Below are 21,757 nucleotides of genomic sequence, written 5' to 3'. Positions count from 1 at the left end.
TCGTGTCCGGCCACGACCACCACCTGAGCCTGCCGGTCACGATCGGGCCGCTCGCGCTGCGTGTGCTGCTGATGTTCGTCGTGCCGGCGATCGCGGGATTCGCGGTGCTGCGCGGGTTCCTGCCCGAACCGGGCAAACGCGAACGCGCCGCGCTGGCCATCGGTGCCGCGGTCGCGGTGCTCGTGGAGTTGATGCTGGCCACGTCCGGGTTGCGGGTGCCCGACGCCGTGGTGCCGGTGCTGCTGGCCGGGATCGCCGTGCCGTTGCGGATCGCGCTCGCGCGCAAGGAACAGCCACCGTCGGTGCGGCGGTGGCTCGACCGGATCGGCGGAGCTGTCCTGCTGTTCGCCGCCGTCGTCGCGTGCCTGCTGTTCGTCCGCGGCTGGGGTACCGCGGTGTCCGCCCGCGCGGTCGCGTTGCACGTGACCGGCGTCGTGGTCGGCATCGTGGGGCTGGTCTGGTACGCGACGAGCAGGCTGCCCGCGGCCGCCCTGTCGCGGTTGGCGACCCAGGCGGTGGCCGTCGTGCTCGCGCTGGGCACGCTCGGCGGTGCCGCCCAGGCGCTGGCGTTGACCTTGCCGGACGTCCAGCCTCGATACCTCTCGAACGCGCATGCTAGCGCTTCTTCCGCGGGTGACGGGTGGCTGGCCCTGGAGCGGTCCGCGCACTGAACCGGCGTTGCCGGACGGTAGATCCGCGGCCTCGTTCGACCGCGCGGTTTCCGAACTTGAAATGACGGATCGTTCAAATCGTCGCGTTACTGTGCGGCGATTTCATTCGGATATCGTGAACGCGGTTTCCCGGCAAAGTCTGTCAAGGAGAATTGATGTGGTATATCGGTAAACGCGCGTCTTCGCGCCCCAGGAGATCCCGGCGGGTACCTGCCGCACTGGGGTTGACGCTGCTCGCCGTCCTGCTACCGCTGCAGGGCGCCGTCGCCGACGCGCAGTCGCGCACAGGCCCGGAACAACCCGGCTTCGTGTCGGCCTTCACCTACTCGCTCGGCGCCCCCGACGTGGATCCGCCCGGGGCCAACGACTGGGCGTGCCGGCCCTCGACCAGGCACTCCCACCCGGTCGTACTCGTGCACGGCATGTACGAGAACCGCTACGACAACTGGGCGCGGCTGGCGCCCGCGCTGGCGCGCGACGGCTACTGCGTGTTCGCGCTGGACTACGGCGACTTCGACGATGCCGGGGTCGGGATGCTGCCGGTCTTCAAGGGTTACGGCGACCTTCCCCGGTCCGCGACCGAACTGGCCGCCTTCGTCGACCGGGTGCTCGCCGCGACCGGTGCGCCGGACGTCGACCTCGTCGCGCACTCGGCGGGCGGCCTCGTGGCCCGCCAGTACCTGGCGTTCGACGGCGGGACCGACCCGTCCCACCCGAGCACCGACAAGGTCGACAAGCTGGTCACCCTGGGCACGCCGAACCACGGCACGACCGGCAGCGGGTTGTTCACCCTGCTCGACCGGCTCGGTCTGCTGGCCGGGATGACGCCGGTCATCGGTGCGGCCGGCGCGCAGCAACTGCCGCAGTCCGATTTCATCACGCACCTCAACGCGGCGGGGGAGACGCGGCCCGGTGTGGACTACACCGACATCGCCACCCGGTACGACGAGATCTCCACGCCGTACCGGACCGCCTTCCTGACCGCGGGACCGGGCGCTTCGGTGCGGAACGTCACCTTGCAGGACGGCTGTTTCCTCGATTTCTCCGACCACTTCAGCATGTCCTACAGCCCACGCGCGATCGGCCTGGTGCGCAGGGCACTCGACCCGGCGTCGCCCGCGGCGCCGTGTGCGGTGAACCTGCCCTTCGAATAAAACAATTCGGCCGGTACAGGTTCGTGAAGAACCTGTACCGGCCGAAGGTCTACCTCAGCGGGCCCGATCCGCTACTTGAACGAGATCGGGGCGATCGCCATGGCGGTCAGGGCCTGGTTGGCCACCCCCATCGAGCAGGGGTACCTGCTGCAGTCCACCGTGCCCCACGGCGTGCGGTTCGGCGGGGCGTACCCGACGAACGAGGTTGACGCGATGTGCTTGAACGTGACCGAGCCGGTGGCGTCCGCCACCAGGGTCAAGCCGGTCTTCGCGTCGCAGACCGTGTTCCCGGGAACGCCCGCGCTGGTCGGCAGCGTGGCGCACTCCGTGGCCAGCAGCGGCTCGTTGGCCGCCCATCCCGTCGAGGTCACGCTGACGGTCTGGCCGTTGACCAGACCGGTCGACGGGGTGGCGGTGGCCTGCGGGCCGCGTGGCCCGGCCGTGGCTTGTCCCGCGGCGAGTGCGAGCGTCAAGGCCGCGCCGGCTGCCGCCGTGGCCGCGATGACGGTTCGTACAGTTCGCATCGTTGCTCCATTCCCCGATTCCCTCGCCACGCCGGGCTTGCCCCAGGCGTGACCGTGCGGAATCGAACTAGGCGATTGCGCACTACGACGCTATATGCGTCGTACAGCCGCGGAATTAGGACCAGCGGCCTATAAAAGGCTTACCAGGCCTGCTTCCACAAACCAATCTTGTTGCCATCGGGATCGCTGAACACGGCCATCTTGCCGACGCCGGGAATCTCGTACGGCTCGACCTCGGTCTTGCCGCCGAGCGAGCCGGCCTTTTCCAGGTTCGCCTCGACGTCGTCCACGACGGCGTACATGAGCACGCTGGGGGCGGTGCTCTGCTCGTCGAGCTTGCGGATGCCGCCGCCGATGCCGGAGTCGGCCCCGGTCTTGATCATGCCGTAGCCGTACTCACCGACGTTGATGTCCCAGCCGAAAAGCTCCGAGTAGAACTTCTGGGACTTGTCCGAGTCGCCGGTCGAAATCTCGAAGTACCCGATCGGGACGCCCATGTTTTCTCCTATTTTCCTACAAATTAGTCGTGGTGCTGCACCGGGCAGTGGTTGCCCGGCCTCAGACTAGGACCGTAGGCCATGCGATGCAACAGGCCCCACTACGGTGGGTAGTAGTTGCTGCAATCGGTGACCAAGGATTCAGAAATGTATAGTGAACTCATGTTCCCGGTTTACGTGCGAACGCCGTAAAGATGGGCATCGTCGCAAAGAAGCGGTCCTGTTCGCCCCGTTGGTGCTGATCTGCGAGCCACGCGTCGGCTTGCTCCTGGCGCACCGCGCCCTGCTCGACCGCGGCCGCCGCGATCGCGGGGATCATCGGCCCGAGCTTCTGGTAGTCGGTGTAGACCGACGTGTTGACCTCGACGGCGACGTCGACGAAACCGGCGTCGAGCAGCAGGCCCCGGTACTGCCTGCCGATCCAGCGCTGCCGGATGGCGTCGGACTGGGCCCGCAGGATGGTGCGGCACAACGCGAGGTCGTCGGCGTCGATGGTCGGGCTGTCGTAGTCCTGGTCGAGCAGCACGATCCGGCCGCCGGGGGCCAGCACCCGGTAGGCCTCGGTCAGCGCGTCGGCGGGCCGCTCGAGGTGCTGGAACACCCGTTCGGCCCGGTACGCGGACACGGCACCGTCGGCGAACGGCAACTCGTAGGCCGACGCGCAGCGGAAGTCGCGGCCGGGGAACCGGCGCCGGCTGACCTCGATCATCTGTTCGCTGGTGTCGATGCCGATCGCGGTGCCCGCCCGCTCGGCCAGTTCGTCGACCGCGCCGCCCGCGCCGCAGCCGACGTCGACCACGAGGTCGTCGGGACCGACGGCCAGCAGCTCGTAGGACCGGTTGCGGATCCGCACCGCTTCCGGGAACCGCTCGATGCGGGAAATCCATTGGACCATCCCGGCGGCATCGTTGCCGCGGACGGCCGTAAAAGATTGGATCTTGATCTTGCTGATCCCGTCGTCGGCCATCGCGGTGATCCTTCCGTTTGCGGTCCCGGTGACGGCGTTCAGTCCACCGCGTCGGCCGGTCGATTTCAAGATTGACCAGGCTATTGAACGGTGCCATATTTCCTGGTGTGTCCGAAATAGCGACAGCGTCGCCCGCCGACGCGGAGAAATTCGACGCCAATGACTGGTCGTCCGTTCGGCGTCAGTTTTCGCTGACGCCCGAGTACGCGCATTTCTCGGCGTTCATGCTCGCGTCGCACCCGGCGCCGGTGCGGGCCGCGGTCGCGCACGTCGAGCAGGTCCTCGACGAGCGCCCGCAGGACTACGGCCTGGGCATGCACGACCTGCGCCACGGCGCGCTCGCCCGCCAGGCGCTCACCACCTACACCGGCGGCACCGCCGACCAGATCGCCCTGACCGACAGCGCGACGATGGGGCTCGGCCTGCTCTACGGCGGGTTCGAACTCCACGAGGGCGACGAGGTCCTCACCACCGAGCACGAGTTCTACTCGACCCGCGAGTCGATCCGGCTGCGGGCCCGCCGCGACAAGATCTCCGTGCGCACCGTGCGGCTGTACGACGACCCGGCCACGGTCTCCGCGGACGCGATGATCGGCAAGCTGGTCGAGGCCATCGGGCCGCGCACCAAGCTCATCGCGCTGACCTGGGTGCACTCGTCGACCGGGGTGAAGCTGCCGCTGCGGGAGATCTGCGACGCGGTCGAGGTGGTGAACATGCCGCGCTCGGACAACGACCGGGTGCTCGTGGCCGTCGACGGCGTGCACGGCTTCGCGGTCGAGGACGCGATCGTCGCGGACCTGCATTGCGACTTCTTCGTCACGTCGACGCACAAGTGGCTCTTCGGCCCGCGTGGCACGGGTTTCGTTTGGGCACAGCCCGACACCTGGCGTCGCGTCCGGCCGATCGTGCCGAGCTTCTCGAAGTCGGCCCTGGTGCGCGAGATGGCCGGGAAGATCCCGGCGGGACCGCCGGGGGAGTTGAACAGCCCGGGCGGCTACCACTCCTACAGCGCCCGCTGGGCGGTGCCGGCCGCGGTCGAGTTCCACAGCGGCATCGGGCTCCCGCGGATCGCCGAGTACACCAAGGCGCAGGCCACCCAGCTCAAGGCCGGGCTGGCCGAGCTGCCGCACGTCCGGGTCGCGACCCCGGCCGACCCGGCCCTGTCGAGCGGGATCGTGTGCTGCTCGATCGACGGCGTCAGCGCCGAGGAAGCGGCCGAACGGCTGCTGCGCGAGCACGGCATCTCGGCCGGGGCGACGCCCTACCGCGATTCGCTGCTGCGCATCGGCCCGAGCATGGTCACCACCCCCGAGGAAGTCGACCGCGCGGTGCGCGCCATCGCGGCGCTGCGCTGAAGGAGGCAGGGACATGGCGCACCGCGACGTGTTGTGGCTGGACGCGGTCGATCAAGGCGGGTTGATCAGGTCCGGCGAGCTGACCGCCAAGGAGCTGGTCGACCTGTCGATCGAGGCGATCGCCCAGCACAACCCCGCCCTCAACGCGATCGTGTACGAGCGCTTCGACCGGGCACGGGAGGAAGCCGCCGCGCTGGGGGACGGCGGCGGGCCGCTGGCCGGGGTGCCGATGGTGGTGAAGGACCTGCGGCTGCGGATGGCGGGTGATCCCGCGTATGCCGGCTCGACGGCGTTGCGCGATGCCGGTGTGCGCGCGGGCGCCGACGACGCGCTGGCCGCCCGGATGCGCCGCGCCGGCCTGGTCGTGGTCGGCCGGGGTGCGTCCTCGGAGTTCGGGGTCGGCGTGAGCACTGCCAGCCGCGCGTTCGGCATCACCCGGAACCCTTGGGGTGAAAGGCTTTCCCCTGGTGGGTCGTCCGGCGGGTCGGCGGTGAGCGTTGCCGCCGGGTTCGTCGCCATGGCCCACGGGGAGGACCTGGGCGGCTCCATCCGCAACCCGGCGGCCGCCTGCGGCATCGTGGGGCTCAAGCCGTCACGCGGCTTGGTGGGCACCGGGCCGACGCACGGCAGCGGCCCGGGCGGGATGTGGACGTCCGGCCCGATGGCCCGCTCGGTGCGCGATGTCGCGGCACTGCTCGACGTCATGTCCGGCGCCGACACGTTCCTTGACGGCCTCGACGCGGGGGACGCACGTCCGTTGCGCGTCGGCTTGTGCAGCGGAGGATTCGACGACGAGATCGCGGTCGACCCGCGCTGCACGGAGACCGTCGAGCTGGCCGGGCGCCTGCTGGCGCAGGCCGGTCACCACGTCGAGCACGGCTTCCCGGCCCAGCTCAAGGCGATCAAGGCGTTCCACGGCCAGGTGATGCCGGTGCTCGCCGGTGGCCTCGCGGCCGAGCTCGCCACCGTCGAGAAGGAGCTCGGCCGGGCGATCGAACCCGGCGAGCTGGAGCCGACGAGCGCCATGTTCCGCCAGCGCGCGGGGGTCATGTCCGCCACCGAGCTGGCCTGCGCGCTCGACTGGCTGGAGACCTTCGGCCACCACGTCCTCGGCTGGTGGGCTGACGGCCACGACCTCCTCGTCACCCCGACCGTGCCGCGGGCCGCGGTCCCGCTCGACTGGTTCGCCGAGCCACGCAGCGCCATGGACCGCACCATCGACCAACTGCACTTCACGGCCGTGTTCAACGCGACCGGCCAGCCCGCGCTCTCGCTGCCCCTGGGCGTCACCGACGCCGGGCACCCGGTCGGTGTCCAGCTCGTCGCGGCACCGGGGCGCGACGCCCTGCTCCTGCGGGTCGCCGCCCAGCTCGAGCGGGCCCTGCCCTGGCGCGAGCGAATCCCCGCCGTGCACGCCTAGCCACCTGGAGATCCCATGTCCGCCACGGAGGACCGCGTCGCCCAGCACTGGACCACGGGCGGGCGCAGCAGCCGGATGTACGACCGGACCGTGAAGAACAAGCGGTTGTTCGGCCTCATGTGCCGGGTGCTCTGGGCCGCCGATGTCCGGGTGCTCTACGACGACATCGCCAAGCTCGCCACGGCTGGGGACGCGGTCGTGCTCGACCTCCCGGCCGGGGGCGGGCTGGCCTTCCGGGGGCTCACCCCCGAGTTCACCGGCCGGTACGTGGCCGCCGACATCTCCGAGTTCATGCTCGGCATCGCCCAGCGCGAGGCCGAGCGCCGCGGGCTCGATGACCTGGACATCGAGTACGTCGTGACACGGGCCGACGCGGTGCCGTTCGCCGACGCGACGTTCGACGTCTGCCTCTGCTACAACGGCCTGCACTGCCTGACCGAGCCGGCCGCCGCGGTGGCTGAGATCGTGCGGGTGCTCAAGCCCGGAGGTGAGTTCCGCGGTGCCGGGGTCGTGCGCGGCAACCGGTTCGCGATGCTGTCGATCGGGATGTTCCAGCGCCGCAACAACTTCGGCGTGGTGATGACCGACGACGAGCTGGCCGGGATGCTGCGCGCAGCCGGCCTCACCGACGTCGAGGTCGAGCGCCGAGGCGCCTACTGCCGCTTCTCCGGAATTCGACCGAAATGACTAACGTACCGGTGGTTCAATCCGGTACCGTTAGTGCGGACTTACGGATGGAGTGGACCATGGCGAAACGGTTACCGGGCGACGCGCTGGACGGACTCGGGGGTGCCGTGCTGATCGGCGTGCTCGTGGGCGCGTTCGTCGGGCTGGTCACTTGCGTCCTCACGGTGCGCTCGCTCATCACGTCGCGCGACTGACCCGCGACATTTCACCCTGTTGGCCGATCTTCGGCCGAAAAGCGGGGGAGCGGCGGCCGATCGGCCTTATTCTCGACGTGTGGCAGCGGTGGAGGTCGTCCCGCTCGTGGACGACGGCATGGGCAACAGCGCATACCTGGTCGACCTCGGCGACGGCCGTGGTCTGGCGGTCGATGTCAGCATCGACCTCCGGGCGGTGCGCGAAGCCGCGCGATGGCGGGGCCTGCGGTTGGCCTTCGTGGCCGAAACGCACCTCCACGCCGATTTCGCGTCTGGCGCCCGCGAATTGGCCGAAACCCACGATACGCGAATCCTCGCGTCCGCGGCAGGCAACCGCGTGTTCAACCACGTCGGTTTGGCCGACGAGCAGGAATTCGACCTCGGTGGGTTGCGGTTGCGCGCGCTCGCCACGCCGGGCCACACCCGCGAGCACCTCAGCTACCTGCTCAGCGACGGCGACGCGCCGCTGGGGGTGTTCACCGGCGGCTCGCTGATCGTCGGGTCCGCTGCCCGCACCGACCTCGATTCGCCGGAAGCGACCGAGGATCTCACCCGCAAGCAGTATCGCTCGTTGCAACGGCTGGTCACCTTGCCCGACGAGGTCGCGGTGTGGCCCACGCACGGCGCCGGCTCGTTCTGCTCGGCCCCCGCCGGCGGGGAACGGACCAGCACCATCGGCACCGAGAAGGCGTCGAACCCGTTGCTCGCCGTGACCGGCGAGGACGCCTTCGTCGCCGCCCTGCTCGGCTCGCTCGGCACCTACCCGGACTACTTCCGGCGGCTGCCCGAGCTGAACCGCCACGGCCTGCGGCTTCCCGACCGGCCCGCCGAACCCGCGGCGCTGGATACCGCGCAGGTTCGGGCGTTGCTCGCCGACGGGGCCGAGCTGGTCGATCTGCGCCCGGTGACCGCCTTCGCCGACGGCCACATCCCCGGTGCCCTGTCGAACCCGCTCCGGCCGCAGTTCGCGTCGTGGCTGGGCTGGCTCGTGCCACCGGACCGGCCGCTGGTCTTCGTGCGCGACGCCGACCAGGACCTGGCCGACGCGGTCTGGCAGGCGGCCAAGATCGGGCATTTCGCGATCGCGGGGGAGCTGGACGGCGGCATGAAGGCGTGGCAGGCCGCCGGGTACGAGATCGCGCGGGTCGGGCTGGCGGATGCCGCCGACCCGGCCGACCTGGCCACCGCGCCTCCGTCCATTTTGGACGTACGGCAGCGGGCCGAGTACACCGGCGGGCACGTTCCCTCGGCCATGCACGTCGAACTCGGTTCGCTGACCACGCACGCCGATGCGGTGCCCGACGGGCCACTGGTCGTCATGTGCGGGCACGGTGAGCGCGCGATGAGTGCCGCGAGCCTGCTGGCCCGATCGGGGCACCGCGAGCTGACCGTGCTCGTGGGCGGTCCGGGGGACTGGGCGCGGACGACCGGCCGGGAGCTCGACCAGGGGACGTGACCGACACCGGACAACCGCGGCTCGGGATCAGGGCGAACCTCGCCCAGTTCACGCTGCTGGTCGTCGTCAACGCCCTGGTCGGGGCCACGCTGGGGCAGGAACGCAGCACGCTGCCGCTGCTCGCCGAGGACGTCTTCCACCTGACCGGATACACCGCCCTGCTCACCTACGTCCTGGCGTTCGGGCTGACCAAGGCCATCACGAACTACTTCGCGGGCACGTGGTCCGACCGGTACGGCCGCAAGCCGGTGCTCGTCGCAGGCTGGCTCGTCGCCATCCCGGTGCCGGTGCTGCTGGCGTGGTCCCCGGTCTGGATGGGCATCATCGCCGCGAACGTGCTGCTCGGTGTCCACCAGGGACTGACCTGGTCCACGACCGTCATCATGAAGATCGACCTGGCCGGCCCGCGCCGTCGCGGCCTCGCGATGGGCCTCAACGAGGCGGCCGGCTACCTCGCGGTCGCGCTCACCGCTGCCATCACCGGCTACCTGGCCGCGCGCTACGGCCTGCGTCCCGCGCCGTTCCTGTTCGGTGCGGCCTGCATCGTCATCGGGCTCGGGCTGAGCACCGCCGTGGTCCGGGAAACCCGAGCGCACGCCGAGACCGAGGCGAAGCTGCACGACGACGTGGCGCCACCCGGCAACGTCTTGCGCCACACCAGTTTCCGTGAGCGCGCGCTGTCCGCCGCGTGCCAGGCCGGCATGGTCAACAACCTCAACGACGGCCTCGCCATGGGCCTCTTCCCGATCCTGTTCACCACCGTCAGCGGCTCGCTGACCGGCGTCGGCGTGCTGACGGCGCTCTACCCGGCTGTGTGGGGGATCGGCCAACTGGTGTCCGGACCGGCGTCGGATCGCTTGGGCCGCAAGCACCTCATCACGGCAGGCATGCTGGTGCAGGCCGGTGCGCTGACCGTCGTGGCGGTCGGCTCGAGCTTCGCGGTGTTCGCCGTGGCCATGGTGCTGCTGGGCGTGGGCACCGCCATGGTCTACCCGACGCTGCTCGCGACGATCGGCGACGTCGCGCACCCGGCCTGGCGGGCGCGGGCGGTCGGCGTCTACCGGCTCTGGCGCGACGGCGGGTTCGCCGTCGGGGCCGTGGTATCCGGCGTCGCCGCCGACCTCTGGGGGCTGCGGGCCGCGGTGGCGCTGGTCGCGGTCATCACCGCCGCTTCCGGGCTCGTGGTCGCGGTCCGGATGTACGAGACCCACCCACGCTCACCGCAGCGCTCGGCGTAGTGCGGCGCTGCCCAAGTCGACCACCAGCGTGAGCAGGATCAGGGCCGCGACCGTGGTGAGGCTCGCCGCGTAGTCGAAGCTCGCCAGCTGCTGGTTGAGCAGCAGGCCGAGCCCGCCGGCCCCGACGACGCCGACCACGACCGTCTCGCGGATCGCCACCTCCCACCGGTAGAGCCCGTAGGCGACGAACTTCGGCGTCACGGCGGGCAGCACGGCGTAGCAGAAGACCAGTGGTTCGGCGGTGCCGTGCGCACGCAACGCCCGCAGCGGCCGGCCGTCCAGGTTCTCCGCGGCCTCGGCCATCAGCCGTCCGAGCACCCCGGCGGTGTAGACGCCGAGGGCGAGCGCGCCGGGCAGCACGCCCGGGTAGAACACGAACAGGAACAGCAGGGCCCACACCGGTGGCGGGATCGCCCGCAGCAGAACGAGGATCAGCTTGCACAGGCCCGATCGGATCGTCCACAGCAGACCCCCGGACCGCCGTCGTAGCCCCAGCCAGGGTAATCGGGCGGAGGGGAACGCGAGCAGCGCGCCACCGAAGAACGCGACCGTGATGGCGATGACCGACATCGACACGGTGATCCCCGCGAGCCCGAGCAGGTCCAGCGGGGACTGGCCGCCGAACGTGGGTGGCACCGCGTCGGCGAGCACCCGGCCGGCCAGCGTCCACGTGTTGCCTTGCCACAGCACGGAAGGGTCGAAGCCGACCCACCACCACGAGAACGCGGCGAGGACCGCGGCCACCACCGCCGACCCGCCGAGCACCCGGGTCGTGCGACGGGTGCGCACGAACGAGCTCCACTGGTCCGCGGCGATGCTCAGCACCACCAATGCGTACAACAAGGTCCAGATCTCGTTGTACTGCAACGTCTGGAAGCTCAGCGCCAGCTGGAAGCCGAGCCCGCCCGCGCCGACGAGGCCCAGGATCGCGGCGCTGCGGATGGCGCACTCGAAGCGGTAGAAGGCATACGACAGCAGATCCGACAACGCGCCGGGGAAGATCCCGTAGACCAATGCGGGAAGACGGCCCGAACCGGCGGCGAGCAGCGCGGTGTACGGCCCGTGCGGGGCCTCGTCGATCAGCTCGGAGAACACCTTGGCGGTCACCGCGCCGAACGGGATGCCGATGGCCAGCACCGCGACCATCGGGTCGAGACCGAACACCGCGAGCAGCACCAGGCCCCAGATCACCTCGTGGATCGCCCGGGGGACGACGAGCACTGCCCGGGTGACAAACCACCCCACCCGCCCGGCGCGGCGGCCCTGCGGGCGGGCCAGCCACCACGTCTGCGAGGTCAGCACGCCCCCGACCAACCCGATCACCAGGCTGACCAGGGTCCCGAGCACGGCGTAGGCCAGCGTGGTGATCGCGGAGGTCGCGGTCAGGCCGAGGAACCCGGCATCGGCGCGCGGGTGCAGCGCCGCCTGGAAGAACTCGAGGAACGACCCGAACCCGTCCACGCGCATGACGTCGCCCGCGCCGGACACTGCGGTCACGACCGAGGCCACGATCGCCGCCACGATCACCAGCAGCCACCGGCGTCGCCGGTGCTCGTGGCGGATCCGCTTGCGGGGCAACGGCACCCGCACCTCGAGCGCGGCGCCGTCCTCGACCTGGGTCGCGGTCACGGGTGCGGCACCGGGGCAGCGAACGCGTAGAGGTCGCGGATGTCGCCGTCGCTCAGCGCGCTCGGTGGGCGGTCGAACACCACGGTCCCGGCACGCAGGCCGACCACCCGCTCGAACGAGCCGAGCGCCATCCCGACGTCGTGCAGGCAGGTCAGCAGGGTGGTGCCGAGCTCGCCGGACAGCTCCAGCAGCAAGTCGATCACCTCCCGGCCGCGAGCCGGGTCCAAGGAGGCGACCGGCTCGTCGGCCAGCACGAGCAACGGCCGCTGGACCAGCACCCGCGCGATGGCCACGCGTTGCTGCTCGCCGCCGGAGAGATCCCCGGCGCGCTGGCGCACCTTCGCGCCGATGCCGACCCGGTCCAGGGCCGCCCGCGCCTCGGCGACCCCACGCGGCGCGACCAGCGACAGCAAGGCCTTCCACACCGGCCAGCCGCCGAGCCGCCCGGCGTTGACGTTGTGCACGACACTGAGCTGCTCCACCAGGTCGAAGCGCTGGTGCACGGTGCCGATCCGGCGCTGTGCCCGCCGGATCGCGGCGCCTGGCGCGCCCGTGAACCGGCACCCCAGCACGGTGACACTGCCCGAGGTGGCGGCGACGGTGCCGTTGAGCAACCCGACGAGGCTGCTCTTGCCGGCGCCGCTCGGGCCGATCACGGCGACCCGCTCGCCGGGCGCGATGCGCAGGTCGATCCCGGCGAGCGCGGTCACCGAGCCCCGGACCGCGCCGGCGGCGCGCAGTTCGGCGATGGGCTGGAGCTCGGCGACGGGGTCAGCGCAGGAGTCCGGAAGCACGCGCGACCTCTTCGATCTGCCCGTAGTTCGCCGCCTCGGTGGGCACGAAAGCCTTGGCGGTGAACAGGTCCAGGATCTGCTTGCCCTGCGGGTCGGCCGCGCTGATGCCGAGGACGGCGTCGGTGACCTTCTTGGTGAAGCCCGCGCCGAAGCGCTGGTCGAGGTCGGGGCGAGCGAGCCAGTGGTAGTCGTGGAACTCGGGCGTGCGGTAGATCAGCTTCACCTTGCTCAGGTCGATCTTGCCCGCCTTGACCCGGGCGTCCCACACCGACGCGTTCAGTGCGCCGCTCTGGTAGGTACCGGCCGCGACGAGCTTGGTGGTGGCGTCGTGCGAGCCGGAGTAGCCGGGCTTGCCGGACAGCTTGTCCATCGTGACGCCGGCCTTCATCAGGAAGTACTGCGGCATCAGGCGTCCCGACGTCGAGGACTCGCTGCCGAAGGTGAACGAGTGGCCCGCGAGCTCGGCGAGCCCGGCCACGTCGGTGACCGGCTTCAGGTCCGAGTCGGCGTTGGCGATGAACACGCTGCGGAAGTGCGCGTCGATGTCGCGCTGGGCGATCAGGACCGAGCCGGGGACCTGGGCGCGGGCCTGTACGCCGGTGAGCCCGCCGAAGAAGACCATTTGCAGGTCGCCACGCTTGAACGCGGTGACCGACGCCGTGTAGTCGGTGACCGGCACGTACTGCACGGTGACACCGAGCTTCTTGGTCAGGTAGTCCGACACCGTTCCGTACAACCGTTGCAGCAGCTGCGGGTCCTGGTCGGGAATCGCGCTGATGCTGAGCACGGCGCCGCCGCCGTCGTGACCGGAGCGCGGGTCGGCGGGGGAGGTGCCGCAGGCCGACACCGTCAACAGGAGGGCGGCTACCAGAGCCACCAGGCGTACCAACGCTTTGCGCATGAACGTCCTCCACACAGGACTGGGGGCGTGCCGGAGCACGGCCGTGGTGCGGCCGCCGGTGTTGGTGGATCGCGCCGCGGAAGGGTCGCGGGGCTGCGCACCAACATAAGCCCGTGTCGCGGGGGAGGACAGTTGAACGCCTGAACGCCTGCTACATGAAGTTCTTGGTGTGCAAAGCGGAGAGATCCGCCGCCTCGTCGCCGGAGAACCCGAGGTGGACCAGCCTGCGCTGCCGTCCGTCATCCATTTCGGACTGCAGGCGCATGACCGCCTCGTAGCCCTTGGCGATGGCCTGCGGTGTCCATGCCCCGGCCGCGAGGATCACCAGCGAGTCGAACACGTCCTGGTTCAGCCCGGCGGTGTCGACCAACGCGTCGTAGCGGCGCTCGACCGCCATCCGCATCCTGCGGTGCACGTCGGGATCGAGGGTGGCCTGGTGGCGCAGGTGGGCGACGCCGAACGCCACGTGCCGCGCCTCGTCGCGGCGCGCGAGCCGGGTCACCATGCGGGTCACCGGGTCGGGGGCGTTCTTGTCGAGGAATTCCAGCAGGTTCAGGAAGCTGCCCTCGCCGAGCACCGACAGCAGGAACGACGCCATCGAGAACTCGGCCTCGTGCAAGAGCGTCGACAGCGACTCCCGGCCGCTGACCGCCGAGGTGCCCATCTCGTGCCCGGTCAGCAGGGCCCGGCGGGTGAACACCTCCATGTGCCGCGCCTCGTCGGCCGCCTGCACGGCCAGCAGCTGCAGCACCTCGCGGAAGTGCGGGTGCACGCGTGCGAGCAGCTTCGCCGGGATGACCAGCGCCGCTTGCTCGTTCTCGATCAAGTAGGTCATCACCTGCACCACCGCGCGCTCCACCTCGGGCGCGTTGTCGACCGGTGCCGACCAGTCGATCGCGGTGTTCGGGTCCCACTGCGCGGACGCCGCGTTGGCGTAGAGCGCGGGCGCGATCTCGGCCCACACCAGGTCTCGGTGCGTGATGTCGAACGGCGTCTGCGGGCCGCCCACCTCGATCAGCGCCCCGCGGGCCGCGAGCCCCCAGTCGCTCGGCGGGTCGGCCACGATGCCGTCCACACCCGGCGCGCCGGCGCGCTGCGCGCCGGCCCACCGGTCGAGGTCGGCGCGGCCGCGCTCGACCCACGCCCGGACCCCGAAGTCGGTGTCGAGCGCGGGGGTGACCCGGTGCCCGTGGGCACGGCACCACACCTCGAGGTGCACCACGAGCGCCGGGTCGGCGCCGGTCACGCCGAGCCGTTGTCCCGGTCGCAGACCCAGGAGCTCTTGCTGGACAAGCAAGTGCGCGCCTTGCTCGAAGCTCAGGGTTTCCAGGTCCACGACCGGTTCGGCTGGGTTTGTCATGGGGAGTACTCCGTCGCGGTCACCGTCCCCCGCTCGTCGTAGAACCCCTCCTCGTCCACCGCCGTCTCCAGCAGCCCGTATCCCGTCGTGCGGCCTTCCTGCCACATCTTCAGGCCCTCGAGGTCCAGCAGCGGCCGGACCTCCGCGTCGGCGTACGACATCGACAGCAGCAGCTCACCGAAGCGCTTGACCAGGTCGTCGGGCGCGGTGTCGACCACGGACATGTTGCAGTGGTCGAACTTGCCGGTCTGGGCGAGCACGCGGGTGCTGCCCGCGGGCAACGTGCCCTCGCGGCCGAACAGCAGGTGGTTGGTGTCGATCATCGTCGCCGCGTCGACCTCGCCGGCCAGCAACGCCCGCGCCGCGTCCCGCTCGCCGCCGATGTGGTCGCCGTGCAGGCCGACCCCGACGTCGAAGCGGCGCACGGACAGGTCGTTACCCGGTTCGAGGCCCGCCTCGCGCAGGAACGAGCGGGGGATCAGCGTCGCCTGGGGGGAGTCCACCGCGCCGACGCCGATCGTGGCGCCCTTGAGATCGGACACCTTCTCCGCCGCCGACTCCGTGCGGACCACCACGACGGAGGTGAGGTCGCGGTCGGTGTCGCGCATGACCAGCGGGCGCACGGTCCGCCCGGCCGCCTTGGCCAGCCGCTCGGTGCGCAGCCACGCCAGCGGCGAGTTCCACGCCGTGTGGATGCGGCCCTCGACCAGGTCCTCGGCCTGGCGTTCGTAGTTGGAGTAGAGGACGAAGTCGAAATCGAAGTCGCGGGCGCGCAACCAGGAGCGGAAGCCACCCCAGATCGTGACCACCTTGGGGTCGTAGGCGACCGCGCCCATGAGCAATGTCGTCATCACGGGTCCTGTCAGAAGAGGGGGAGGCCGAGCGTGGCGCGGCCGACGAAGTCGCGCAGCGCGTCGGTGGTCGGTGCCATGACACGGGCGGCCAGCGAGTCGCGGAAGCGCCGCTCCACGCCGAGTTCCTTGCGGAACGCCGAACCACCGCACAGCCGCATGACGCCGTCGGCCACCTCGGACGCCGCCTCGGCGGCCACGGCCTTCACCTGCAGCACGCGCAGCGTCGCGTCCGGGCGCCCGCTGCCGAGTGCGGCCAGGGTGTCCTGGAGGAAGGCACGCACACCGTCCACCTTGGTCAGCAGCTCCGCGTACTTGGTGCGCTGGGGCAGCTGCTCGGCCAGGGACTGGTCGAGGTGCGTGAGCCGGGTGTTCTTCAGGTGCTCGCCGGCCTCACCGACCATGGCCTGCATCAGCCCGAGCGAGAACGAGGCGTTGAGCACGAGGAACACCGGCAGGCAGGTGCCCAGGGCGATGTCCAGGCCCGCGCCGTCGTCGCCGAGCTGTGCGCTCGCGGCGACCTCGACGCTGTCGCCGGCCACCGGGTTCGAGTCGTTGCCGCGCAGGCCGAGGCCGTCGAACTTGCCGCGCACGGTGAGACCGCCGGAGTTGCTGGGCACGTGCCACAGCGTCATCGGGCCCTCGGCCGACAGCGGCGTGCTGGACCAGACGTAGCTGTCGGCCTCGTGGGAGGAGGTGACCCAGCTCTTCTTGGCGTCGAGGGTGACCTTGCCGTTCCCGTCGCTCTTGGCCGTGCTCGTGGGCGCCCAGAAGTGGCTGCGGGAGCCGGCTTCGGAGAACGCGAGGGTGGTGAGGTGCTGCCCCGTGGCGATGGCCTTGCGGGTCTCGGTGTCGCCGTGCGCCTCGAGGAGGCCGGTCGCGGCGAAGTGCATCAGCACCACCATCGCGGTCGACCCGCAGGCGCCGGCGATCTTCTCGATGACGGCGGCGGCCTCGGCCAGGCCCTGCCCGCCACCGCCGACGTCGGTGGCGCTCATCATCCCGAGGACCCCGGCCTGGGCGAGGGCGTCGATGCCTGCTCGCGGGAACTCCCCGCTGCTGTCGACCTGGGCCGCCCCGGGTGCGATGACGTCGTCGACGACCTGCTGGGTTACCGCCGCGTAGTCGGTCACCCGACACCATCCAATCTCGCCGAGCGGAGCTGGGCAGCTTTCACCGCGCGCGTCACCGCGCGGTGAGTGCTTTGCCGAATCCCTCAGCGTCGAATTTGCCTCGTGGGTCAGAACTGAACATGAGGGTAATGATCAGGGTAGTTGCTGTCCAGAAACACTTCGCGTAGCCGGAATGGCGGTGCGTTTACCCCGGTTACGGCAGCGCGCTCACCTGTTTGGCGTAACTCTTGTTGACCGTCTGCGCCCAATCCGCGAGGTAGCTGTTCATTTTTGAAGCGATCTGCCCCGGCGGTCGAGTCGAGTGCTGGGCCGGGACCGGCCGGTCCATTTACGATCCCGACGTTCATCGGCACATTCACTCGGTTCTGCTGTTCGAGTGCGGAGTTTCCGGACTTGAGCGGGGTTCGTTCAAAAAATCGCCGGGTTGCCCGGTATCGAACGACTTGACTATATGTTCCTGAAGTATTTGACTCGGTCTTGTCGGTCGCGGCACCGGAAATGGTGTGTACGAACCAGCAGGACGTTGGCGGCAATCATCTCATGATCGGAGAAAGAAATGACGGCTACCGAGCCCCAACTGGCGACGACCACCCCCGATGTCCGCGCGCTGCAAGAGCAATACCGCAAGGTCGTCATCCCGGCGGCGGCGAAGTTCCTGCAGGAGGAGATCTCCGCGAACGAACTGCGCGACCTGTGGCGGCCGTACTACTTCGAGACCTTCCACGCCTACGACCTCACCGTCGAGCACGCCTGGCGCGAGTCCTCGGGGTCGGACGGGGTGATCGAGGAGAGCTACCCGACCGCCGACCCGAAGCACGAGACCGCGCTCGCGCACTTCCCGGTGAGCATCGCGCACAACAACCTCGACCGGCTGATCGAGGTGCTCGCCGTGGAACTCGGGGAAAACACGATCGGCGCGACCAAGCTGCACGAGCGGAAGGTCGATTTCGCGCACATGATCGACCACCTCGACGAGCTGATGGCGTTTCTTGCCGACTGACTGACGGTGGTGTAGCCGGCCACCGCAGGTTCCACCCAAATGAGAAAGGCGAAATCATGACTGACCCGACGAGCATCCTGCAGAGCATGCTCAAGCAAGAGTTCAAGGCCGGTCTGGACGGCGCGTCGCTGGCGCCCGCGAAGATCGTCGAAGGCCACGAGGCGGCGTGGGGCGGCCCGGGCAACCTGTACCCGATCCGGCCCTACACCATCTCCCCGGCCGCGCTGGAGGCGTTCACCGTTCGCGAGCGCATCCACGTGCGGATCGACGGCCTCGGTGAGGACATCGTGGACCTGCACGGGCTCTCGATGTACCGCAGGCACCAGCCCCGCGCCGGCGAGGGCGGCGAGCTGACCTGGGTCAACTCCACCATCACGGCCCAGTTCCTGGCCCTGCGCGTCACCGGGCACAGCGACGTCTTCGGCCAGGTGCTGGTGGCCAACACGCCCGGCAAGCCCGAAGGTGCCCGCGTGCGGCCCACCCCGGACCGCGAGGGCAAGCTGATGCCGATCAAGGACTGCGTCACCAACATCTTCCCGCAGTTCGAGATCGAGCAGCTCGGCACCACCGTCAACACCGGCGACCAGGTCGTGAGCCTGGAGTCGCGTGTCGCGATGGTCCCGCCGGTGGGTGACGTCTCCCGGACGTCGCGCAACTACCCGCTGTACGACACCGAGGGCCGCCAGGTCGGCGTGCTGCTGGCCGCCGACATCGAGATCGGAGCGCTGTTGCACCACGTGCCGATCGACAGCATCGAGATCTCGGCGGAACTCGCCGCGGTGCTCGCGTAGTGGCGCCCAAGAGGTGACTCGCCACCGCGAGCCGGAGCCGATCCGCCCCAACCTGTGGGCGGATCGGCTTCCTTCGTACGCGTTCTTGGTCGAGGCGGCGATCGGGCGCAACCCCATGCGCTACGTGATGGCTCGCTGGTTCGATCAGGAAGACCCGAAGCGAGCGCGGACCGTGCTCTTCGTCCTCAAACCGGACGTGCTCTTCGGGACGTACGTGCGCATCGCCGAGGACGTCGTGGCCGGCGAGGTCTCCGCGCACACGTTCCTGCCCACGATGGCCAAGCCGATGCGCGTCGCCGACGTGATGCTCTTCGACTGCCTGCCGTTGACCGACGTCGGTTACGTCGACCTCATGGCCTGGCCGCACCCGTTGCGTGACAACGAGAACGACGACGGGACCGGGCGCACCTACCGGTTCGGCGGGCACGACGACCTGCCGTCGATCGTGGTCACCGAACAGGTGGACGCCGGGCACGCGATGGTGACCGCGCGCCGGGTGCACCGCGACGGCATCTGCACCCGGACGTGGGAGATCACCGAGCACGGCGCCGCGGCGGACGGCAACCTCCCGCTGGGCATCCGGGTCGCGCGGCCGCAGACCGGCCACGTCACGGATTTCCGGCGGGCCACCGCGCCGCTGCCGGTGCCCGGCGAGGTGTTCGACCTCGAAGCGCAGCCGATGCGGGAATGGCTGGTGGCGCGGCTGGCGTGAACTCGTGATCGTTGTGGGTGGAAAAGGAGTCGACCATAATGGGGCCGAGCGGCACATCGCGCGGTCCCATTATTTTTTGGCCCCGAATTTCGGGGAAATCCAAGGGAGAGTCCGATGCAGTTCCTGTTCGTCCTCCACGACCCCCCGTACGGCACGGAACGGACCTACAACGGCATCCGGTGGGCCCGGCAACTGCTCACCAACGGTTCCGGTAACGAGGTCAAGATCTTCCTGATCGGTGACGCGGTGGGCGCCGTCGCGCCGGGCCAGCGCACGCCCGACGGCTACTACAACCTCGAGAACATGCTCCGCGGCTTCGTCGAGCACGGCGGCGTCGTGGGCTGCTGCGGGTCCTGTTTGGACGCTCGCGCCATCGACGACACCAAGCTGGTGAAGGGCGCGCACCGGTCCTCGATGAAGGAGCTCGGCAGCTGGACCGAGTGGGCCGACAGCACGATCAACGTCTGAGCCCATCGACCTCTTAGGAGCTCCCATGTCGCGAACCGTCGCGATCCTCGGCGCGGGTGTCGGCGGGCTGACCACCGCGAGCCGGCTGCGCGAGCTGCTGCCGCCCGAGGACCGGATCGTCCTGGTGGACCGGACCACCGAGTCCGTGCAGGGCCTGTCGCTGTTGTGGGTGATGCGTGGCTGGCGTGCGCCGGCGCAGGTGACCCACCGCCCCGGCCGCGTGCAGGACCTCGGGATCGAGGTGCTCGAGGCCGAGGTGGAGGCGCTGGACGTCGACCGCCGGATCGTCGTCACCAGCGACGGCGACATCGTCTACGACGCGCTGGTCGTCGCGCTCGGGGCGGTGCTGCGGCCGGACAAGCTGCCCGGTCTGACCCAGGCGATCGCCGACGGTGAAGCGGGCCAGTTCTACACCCTCGAGGGCGCGATCGCCGTCGGCGAGCGGCTGCGTTCGCTGCGGCGGGGCCGGCTGGTCGTCGCGGTGGCCGCGATGCCCTTCAAGTGCCCGGCGGCGCCCTATGAAGGGGCGTTGCTGGCCGCCGACCTGCTCGGCGAGCGGGGCGTGCGGCCCGACGTCCGGATCGACATGTACACGCCGGAACCGTTCCCGATGCCGGTGGCCGGCGCCGCGGTCGGCGAGCGGCTGAGCGCCCTGCTCGCCCAGCGCGACATCGGGTTCCACCCGACGACGCAGATCGAGCGGGTCGAGCCGGGTGGGGTGCTGCGCTTCGCCGACGGCAGCCGGGTCGACACCGAGTACCTCATCGCGATCCCACCACACGGCGCGCCGGACCCGGTGGTGGCCGCCGGGTTCAGCGATCCCGGGTGGATCCCCGTCGACCCGCGCACGTTGCGGGCCGAACCGGAGGCCGTGTGGGCCATGGGCGACGTGGCCCTGGTGACGCTGGCCAACGGCAAGCCGTTGCCCAAGGCGGCGGTCTTCGCGCGGGGCCAGGCGGAGGCCGTGGCCACCGGGGTCGCGCGGCACCTCGGCGTGGACGTGGCGGCCGTCGACTTCGACGGCGCGGGCTACTGCTACGTGGAGGCCGGTGGCGGCCTGGCGGCCAAAGGCGCGGGCAATTTCTACGCCTCGCCCGCTCCGGCGGTCACGCTCACGGATCTTTCCGAGGCCGCGCACCACGAAAAGGAATCCGAAGAACGCGACTGGATCCGGGATTGGTCGCGGGAATCGTCAAACGACGCCGCGCGCATTTGACTGAACAGCGGTCGCCGTTGTTTATTCTCTTGGTCGCCGGGTAACGAAACAGCTGGTTCTCTCTGACGTGAATCGGCGACGCATCACGTCATCGCAAGGGTTCGAGTCACCCATTTCCGCTAGGAGCTTCTGATGCCGCACGTGACCATGCCCCAGGGATTGCCGCCGGGCACGCCTGGGCTCATGATGTACCGGCCCGAGACCGGCCGACCGATCAGCCAGCTGGTCGAGGTCCTCATGCGCGGCCCGAGCAGCCTGAGCCGCTCGGACCGCGAGATGATGGCGGCCTACGTCTCACAGCTCAACGACTGCGCCTTCTGCGTCAACACCCACAGCGAGATCAGCGCGCAGCAGAGCCCCGACGGCCGCGCGCTGGTCGACAAGGTGCTGGCCGACGTCAAGAGCGCGCCGCTCTCGCCGAAGCTGCGGGCGCTGATGAACATCGCCGAAGCCGTGGTGGTCAGCGGGAAGAACGTCACCCCCGAGCTGGTCGAGGCCGCGCGCAAGGAAGGCGCGGACGACACCGACATCCACGACGCGGTGCTGACGTCGGCCGCGTTCTGCATGTTCAACCGCTACTGCGACGGCATGGACGCCGTCGTGCCGGAGGACCCGCAGGCCTACGTGGGCATGGCGGCGATGCTCATCCGCGAGGGCTACAGCACCTGCGCCGACGGGCACTGATCAAGCGCGACCGGCGGTGGGGCCTGGGGTGGTCCCACCGCCACCGATCCCGGCA

The 21,757-nt window shown here is 70.0% G+C and carries 23 protein-coding genes; 14 read left to right on the top strand and 9 right to left on the bottom strand.

Features of this window, described 5'->3' with window-relative positions; all coding sequences use genetic code 11:
* Positions 1–2: 2 nt before the first annotated feature.
* The gene (locus EV186_RS10650) at positions 3–671 is read left to right on the top strand and encodes a DUF6239 family natural product biosynthesis protein (protein WP_133849078.1); all 669 of its coding nucleotides are present in this window, start codon (positions 3–5) and stop codon (positions 669–671) included.
* A 155-nt stretch (positions 672–826) separates the two neighbouring features.
* The gene (locus tag EV186_RS10645; RefSeq protein ID WP_133849077.1) at positions 827–1,825 is read left to right on the top strand and encodes an esterase/lipase family protein; all 999 of its coding nucleotides are present in this window, start codon (positions 827–829) and stop codon (positions 1,823–1,825) included.
* A gap of 71 nt (positions 1,826–1,896) precedes the next feature.
* Here EV186_RS10645 and EV186_RS10640 read toward each other — a convergent pair whose 3' ends face one another.
* From EV186_RS10640 to EV186_RS10630, 3 genes are all read right to left on the bottom strand, one after another.
* The gene (locus tag EV186_RS10640; RefSeq protein WP_133849076.1) at positions 1,897–2,349 is read right to left on the bottom strand and encodes an enediyne antibiotic chromoprotein; all 453 of its coding nucleotides are present in this window, start codon (positions 2,347–2,349) and stop codon (positions 1,897–1,899) included.
* 140 nt (positions 2,350–2,489) lie between these two features.
* The gene (locus EV186_RS10635) at positions 2,490–2,846 is read right to left on the bottom strand and encodes a VOC family protein (RefSeq protein ID WP_133849075.1); all 357 of its coding nucleotides are present in this window, start codon (positions 2,844–2,846) and stop codon (positions 2,490–2,492) included.
* A gap of 160 nt (positions 2,847–3,006) precedes the next feature.
* Positions 3,007–3,813 carry a methyltransferase domain-containing protein gene (locus EV186_RS10630; protein WP_133849074.1) on the bottom strand — a complete coding sequence of 269 codons (807 nt, stop codon included), beginning with the start codon at positions 3,811–3,813 and terminating at the stop codon, positions 3,007–3,009.
* Between the two features lie 107 nt (positions 3,814–3,920).
* Between EV186_RS10630 and EV186_RS10625 the strand changes: the two genes are divergently transcribed.
* The 6 genes from EV186_RS10625 (at position 3,921) to EV186_RS10605 (ending at position 10,163) form a co-directional block, all read left to right on the top strand.
* On the top strand, positions 3,921–5,168 hold the full coding sequence (locus EV186_RS10625; RefSeq protein ID WP_133849073.1) for an aminotransferase class V-fold PLP-dependent enzyme: 1,248 nt from the start codon (positions 3,921–3,923) through the stop codon (positions 5,166–5,168).
* A 13-nt stretch (positions 5,169–5,181) separates the two neighbouring features.
* A complete protein-coding gene (locus EV186_RS10620) occupies positions 5,182–6,588 on the top strand; it encodes an amidase (RefSeq protein ID WP_133849072.1) in 1,407 nt (468 codons plus the stop codon).
* 15 nt (positions 6,589–6,603) lie between these two features.
* A complete protein-coding gene (locus EV186_RS10615; protein ID WP_133849071.1) occupies positions 6,604–7,275 on the top strand; it encodes a class I SAM-dependent methyltransferase in 672 nt (223 codons plus the stop codon).
* 59 nt (positions 7,276–7,334) lie between these two features.
* Complete coding sequence (locus EV186_RS40460; protein ID WP_279538290.1) at positions 7,335–7,469, top strand: hypothetical protein; 135 nt, start codon at positions 7,335–7,337, stop codon at positions 7,467–7,469.
* A gap of 79 nt (positions 7,470–7,548) precedes the next feature.
* Positions 7,549–8,925: an MBL fold metallo-hydrolase gene (locus tag EV186_RS10610; RefSeq protein ID WP_133849070.1), complete on the top strand. Its 1,377-nt coding sequence runs from the start codon at positions 7,549–7,551 to the stop codon at positions 8,923–8,925.
* Positions 8,922–10,163, top strand: coding sequence for an MFS transporter (locus tag EV186_RS10605; RefSeq protein ID WP_133849069.1), 1,242 nt, complete (start codon positions 8,922–8,924; stop codon positions 10,161–10,163). Before EV186_RS10610 ends, EV186_RS10605 begins: the two co-directional genes overlap by 4 nt.
* Here the strand turns inward: EV186_RS10605 and EV186_RS10600 are convergent.
* From EV186_RS10600 to EV186_RS10575, 6 genes are all read right to left on the bottom strand, one after another.
* Positions 10,143–11,792 carry a PhnE/PtxC family ABC transporter permease gene (locus EV186_RS10600; RefSeq protein ID WP_208115553.1) on the bottom strand — a complete coding sequence of 550 codons (1,650 nt, stop codon included), beginning with the start codon at positions 11,790–11,792 and terminating at the stop codon, positions 10,143–10,145. The two genes, EV186_RS10605 and EV186_RS10600, sit on opposite strands and share 21 nt — an antisense overlap.
* On the bottom strand, positions 11,789–12,586 hold the full coding sequence (locus EV186_RS10595; RefSeq protein ID WP_208115552.1) for a phosphonate ABC transporter ATP-binding protein: 798 nt from the start codon (positions 12,584–12,586) through the stop codon (positions 11,789–11,791). The genes EV186_RS10600 and EV186_RS10595 overlap by 4 nt, the downstream gene beginning before the upstream one ends.
* The gene (locus tag EV186_RS10590) at positions 12,564–13,487 is read right to left on the bottom strand and encodes a putative selenate ABC transporter substrate-binding protein (RefSeq protein WP_133849068.1); all 924 of its coding nucleotides are present in this window, start codon (positions 13,485–13,487) and stop codon (positions 12,564–12,566) included. Before EV186_RS10590 ends, EV186_RS10595 begins: the two co-directional genes overlap by 23 nt.
* Positions 13,488–13,638: 151 nt before the next feature.
* Positions 13,639–14,847: a ferritin-like domain-containing protein gene (locus tag EV186_RS10585; RefSeq protein ID WP_133849067.1), complete on the bottom strand. Its 1,209-nt coding sequence runs from the start codon at positions 14,845–14,847 to the stop codon at positions 13,639–13,641.
* Entirely contained in the window at positions 14,844–15,698 is an 855-nt protein-coding gene (locus tag EV186_RS10580) for a phosphate/phosphite/phosphonate ABC transporter substrate-binding protein (protein ID WP_133849066.1), read from the bottom strand. Before EV186_RS10580 ends, EV186_RS10585 begins: the two co-directional genes overlap by 4 nt.
* A gap of 11 nt (positions 15,699–15,709) precedes the next feature.
* Positions 15,710–16,831, bottom strand: coding sequence for an acyl-CoA dehydrogenase family protein (locus tag EV186_RS10575; RefSeq protein WP_133849065.1), 1,122 nt, complete (start codon positions 16,829–16,831; stop codon positions 15,710–15,712).
* 556 nt (positions 16,832–17,387) lie between these two features.
* Between EV186_RS10575 and EV186_RS10570 the strand changes: the two genes are divergently transcribed.
* The 6 genes from EV186_RS10570 (at position 17,388) to EV186_RS10545 (ending at position 21,702) form a co-directional block, all read left to right on the top strand.
* On the top strand, positions 17,388–17,831 hold the full coding sequence (locus tag EV186_RS10570; RefSeq protein ID WP_133849064.1) for a hypothetical protein: 444 nt from the start codon (positions 17,388–17,390) through the stop codon (positions 17,829–17,831).
* Between the two features lie 56 nt (positions 17,832–17,887).
* Positions 17,888–18,622, top strand: coding sequence for a DUF6073 family protein (locus EV186_RS10565; protein ID WP_133849063.1), 735 nt, complete (start codon positions 17,888–17,890; stop codon positions 18,620–18,622).
* Between the two features lie 13 nt (positions 18,623–18,635).
* A complete protein-coding gene (locus EV186_RS10560) occupies positions 18,636–19,334 on the top strand; it encodes a hypothetical protein (RefSeq protein ID WP_133849062.1) in 699 nt (232 codons plus the stop codon).
* A gap of 114 nt (positions 19,335–19,448) precedes the next feature.
* Positions 19,449–19,802, top strand: coding sequence for a DsrE/DsrF/TusD sulfur relay family protein (locus EV186_RS10555; RefSeq protein WP_133849061.1), 354 nt, complete (start codon positions 19,449–19,451; stop codon positions 19,800–19,802).
* Between the two features lie 25 nt (positions 19,803–19,827).
* Positions 19,828–21,018, top strand: coding sequence for an NAD(P)/FAD-dependent oxidoreductase (locus EV186_RS10550; protein ID WP_133849060.1), 1,191 nt, complete (start codon positions 19,828–19,830; stop codon positions 21,016–21,018).
* A 132-nt stretch (positions 21,019–21,150) separates the two neighbouring features.
* The gene (locus EV186_RS10545; RefSeq protein ID WP_133849059.1) at positions 21,151–21,702 is read left to right on the top strand and encodes a carboxymuconolactone decarboxylase family protein; all 552 of its coding nucleotides are present in this window, start codon (positions 21,151–21,153) and stop codon (positions 21,700–21,702) included.
* Positions 21,703–21,757: the final 55 nt, after the last annotated feature.

Origin of the sequence: Labedaea rhizosphaerae (genome assembly GCF_004362825.1) — a bacterium.
In the GTDB taxonomy this organism is placed as follows: Bacteria; Actinomycetota; Actinomycetes; order Mycobacteriales; family Pseudonocardiaceae; genus Labedaea; species Labedaea rhizosphaerae.
This window is presented reverse-complemented; position numbering and strand designations above follow the sequence as displayed.

Excerpts from the sequence above, each read along its gene's own strand:
- EV186_RS10570 (WP_133849064.1), top strand. The coding sequence starts at position 17,388 with ATGACGGCTACCGAGCCCCAACTGGCGACGACCACCCCCGATGTCCGC.
- EV186_RS10630 (WP_133849074.1), bottom strand. The coding sequence starts at position 3,813 with ATGGCCGACGACGGGATCAGCAAGATCAAGATCCAATCTTTTACGGCC.
- EV186_RS10550 (WP_133849060.1), top strand. The coding sequence starts at position 19,828 with ATGTCGCGAACCGTCGCGATCCTCGGCGCGGGTGTCGGCGGGCTGACC.
- EV186_RS10590 (WP_133849068.1), bottom strand. The coding sequence starts at position 13,487 with ATGCGCAAAGCGTTGGTACGCCTGGTGGCTCTGGTAGCCGCCCTCCTG.
- EV186_RS10545 (WP_133849059.1), top strand. The coding sequence starts at position 21,151 with ATGCCGCACGTGACCATGCCCCAGGGATTGCCGCCGGGCACGCCTGGG.
- EV186_RS10635 (WP_133849075.1), bottom strand. The coding sequence starts at position 2,846 with ATGGGCGTCCCGATCGGGTACTTCGAGATTTCGACCGGCGACTCGGAC.
- EV186_RS40460 (WP_279538290.1), top strand. The coding sequence starts at position 7,335 with ATGGCGAAACGGTTACCGGGCGACGCGCTGGACGGACTCGGGGGTGCC.
- EV186_RS10585 (WP_133849067.1), bottom strand. The coding sequence starts at position 14,847 with ATGACAAACCCAGCCGAACCGGTCGTGGACCTGGAAACCCTGAGCTTC.
- EV186_RS10565 (WP_133849063.1), top strand. The coding sequence starts at position 17,888 with ATGACTGACCCGACGAGCATCCTGCAGAGCATGCTCAAGCAAGAGTTC.
- EV186_RS10620 (WP_133849072.1), top strand. The coding sequence starts at position 5,182 with ATGGCGCACCGCGACGTGTTGTGGCTGGACGCGGTCGATCAAGGCGGG.
- EV186_RS10615 (WP_133849071.1), top strand. The coding sequence starts at position 6,604 with ATGTCCGCCACGGAGGACCGCGTCGCCCAGCACTGGACCACGGGCGGG.
- EV186_RS10645 (WP_133849077.1), top strand. The coding sequence starts at position 827 with ATGTGGTATATCGGTAAACGCGCGTCTTCGCGCCCCAGGAGATCCCGG.
- EV186_RS10580 (WP_133849066.1), bottom strand. The coding sequence starts at position 15,698 with ATGACGACATTGCTCATGGGCGCGGTCGCCTACGACCCCAAGGTGGTC.
- EV186_RS10640 (WP_133849076.1), bottom strand. The coding sequence starts at position 2,349 with ATGCGAACTGTACGAACCGTCATCGCGGCCACGGCGGCAGCCGGCGCG.
- EV186_RS10555 (WP_133849061.1), top strand. The coding sequence starts at position 19,449 with ATGCAGTTCCTGTTCGTCCTCCACGACCCCCCGTACGGCACGGAACGG.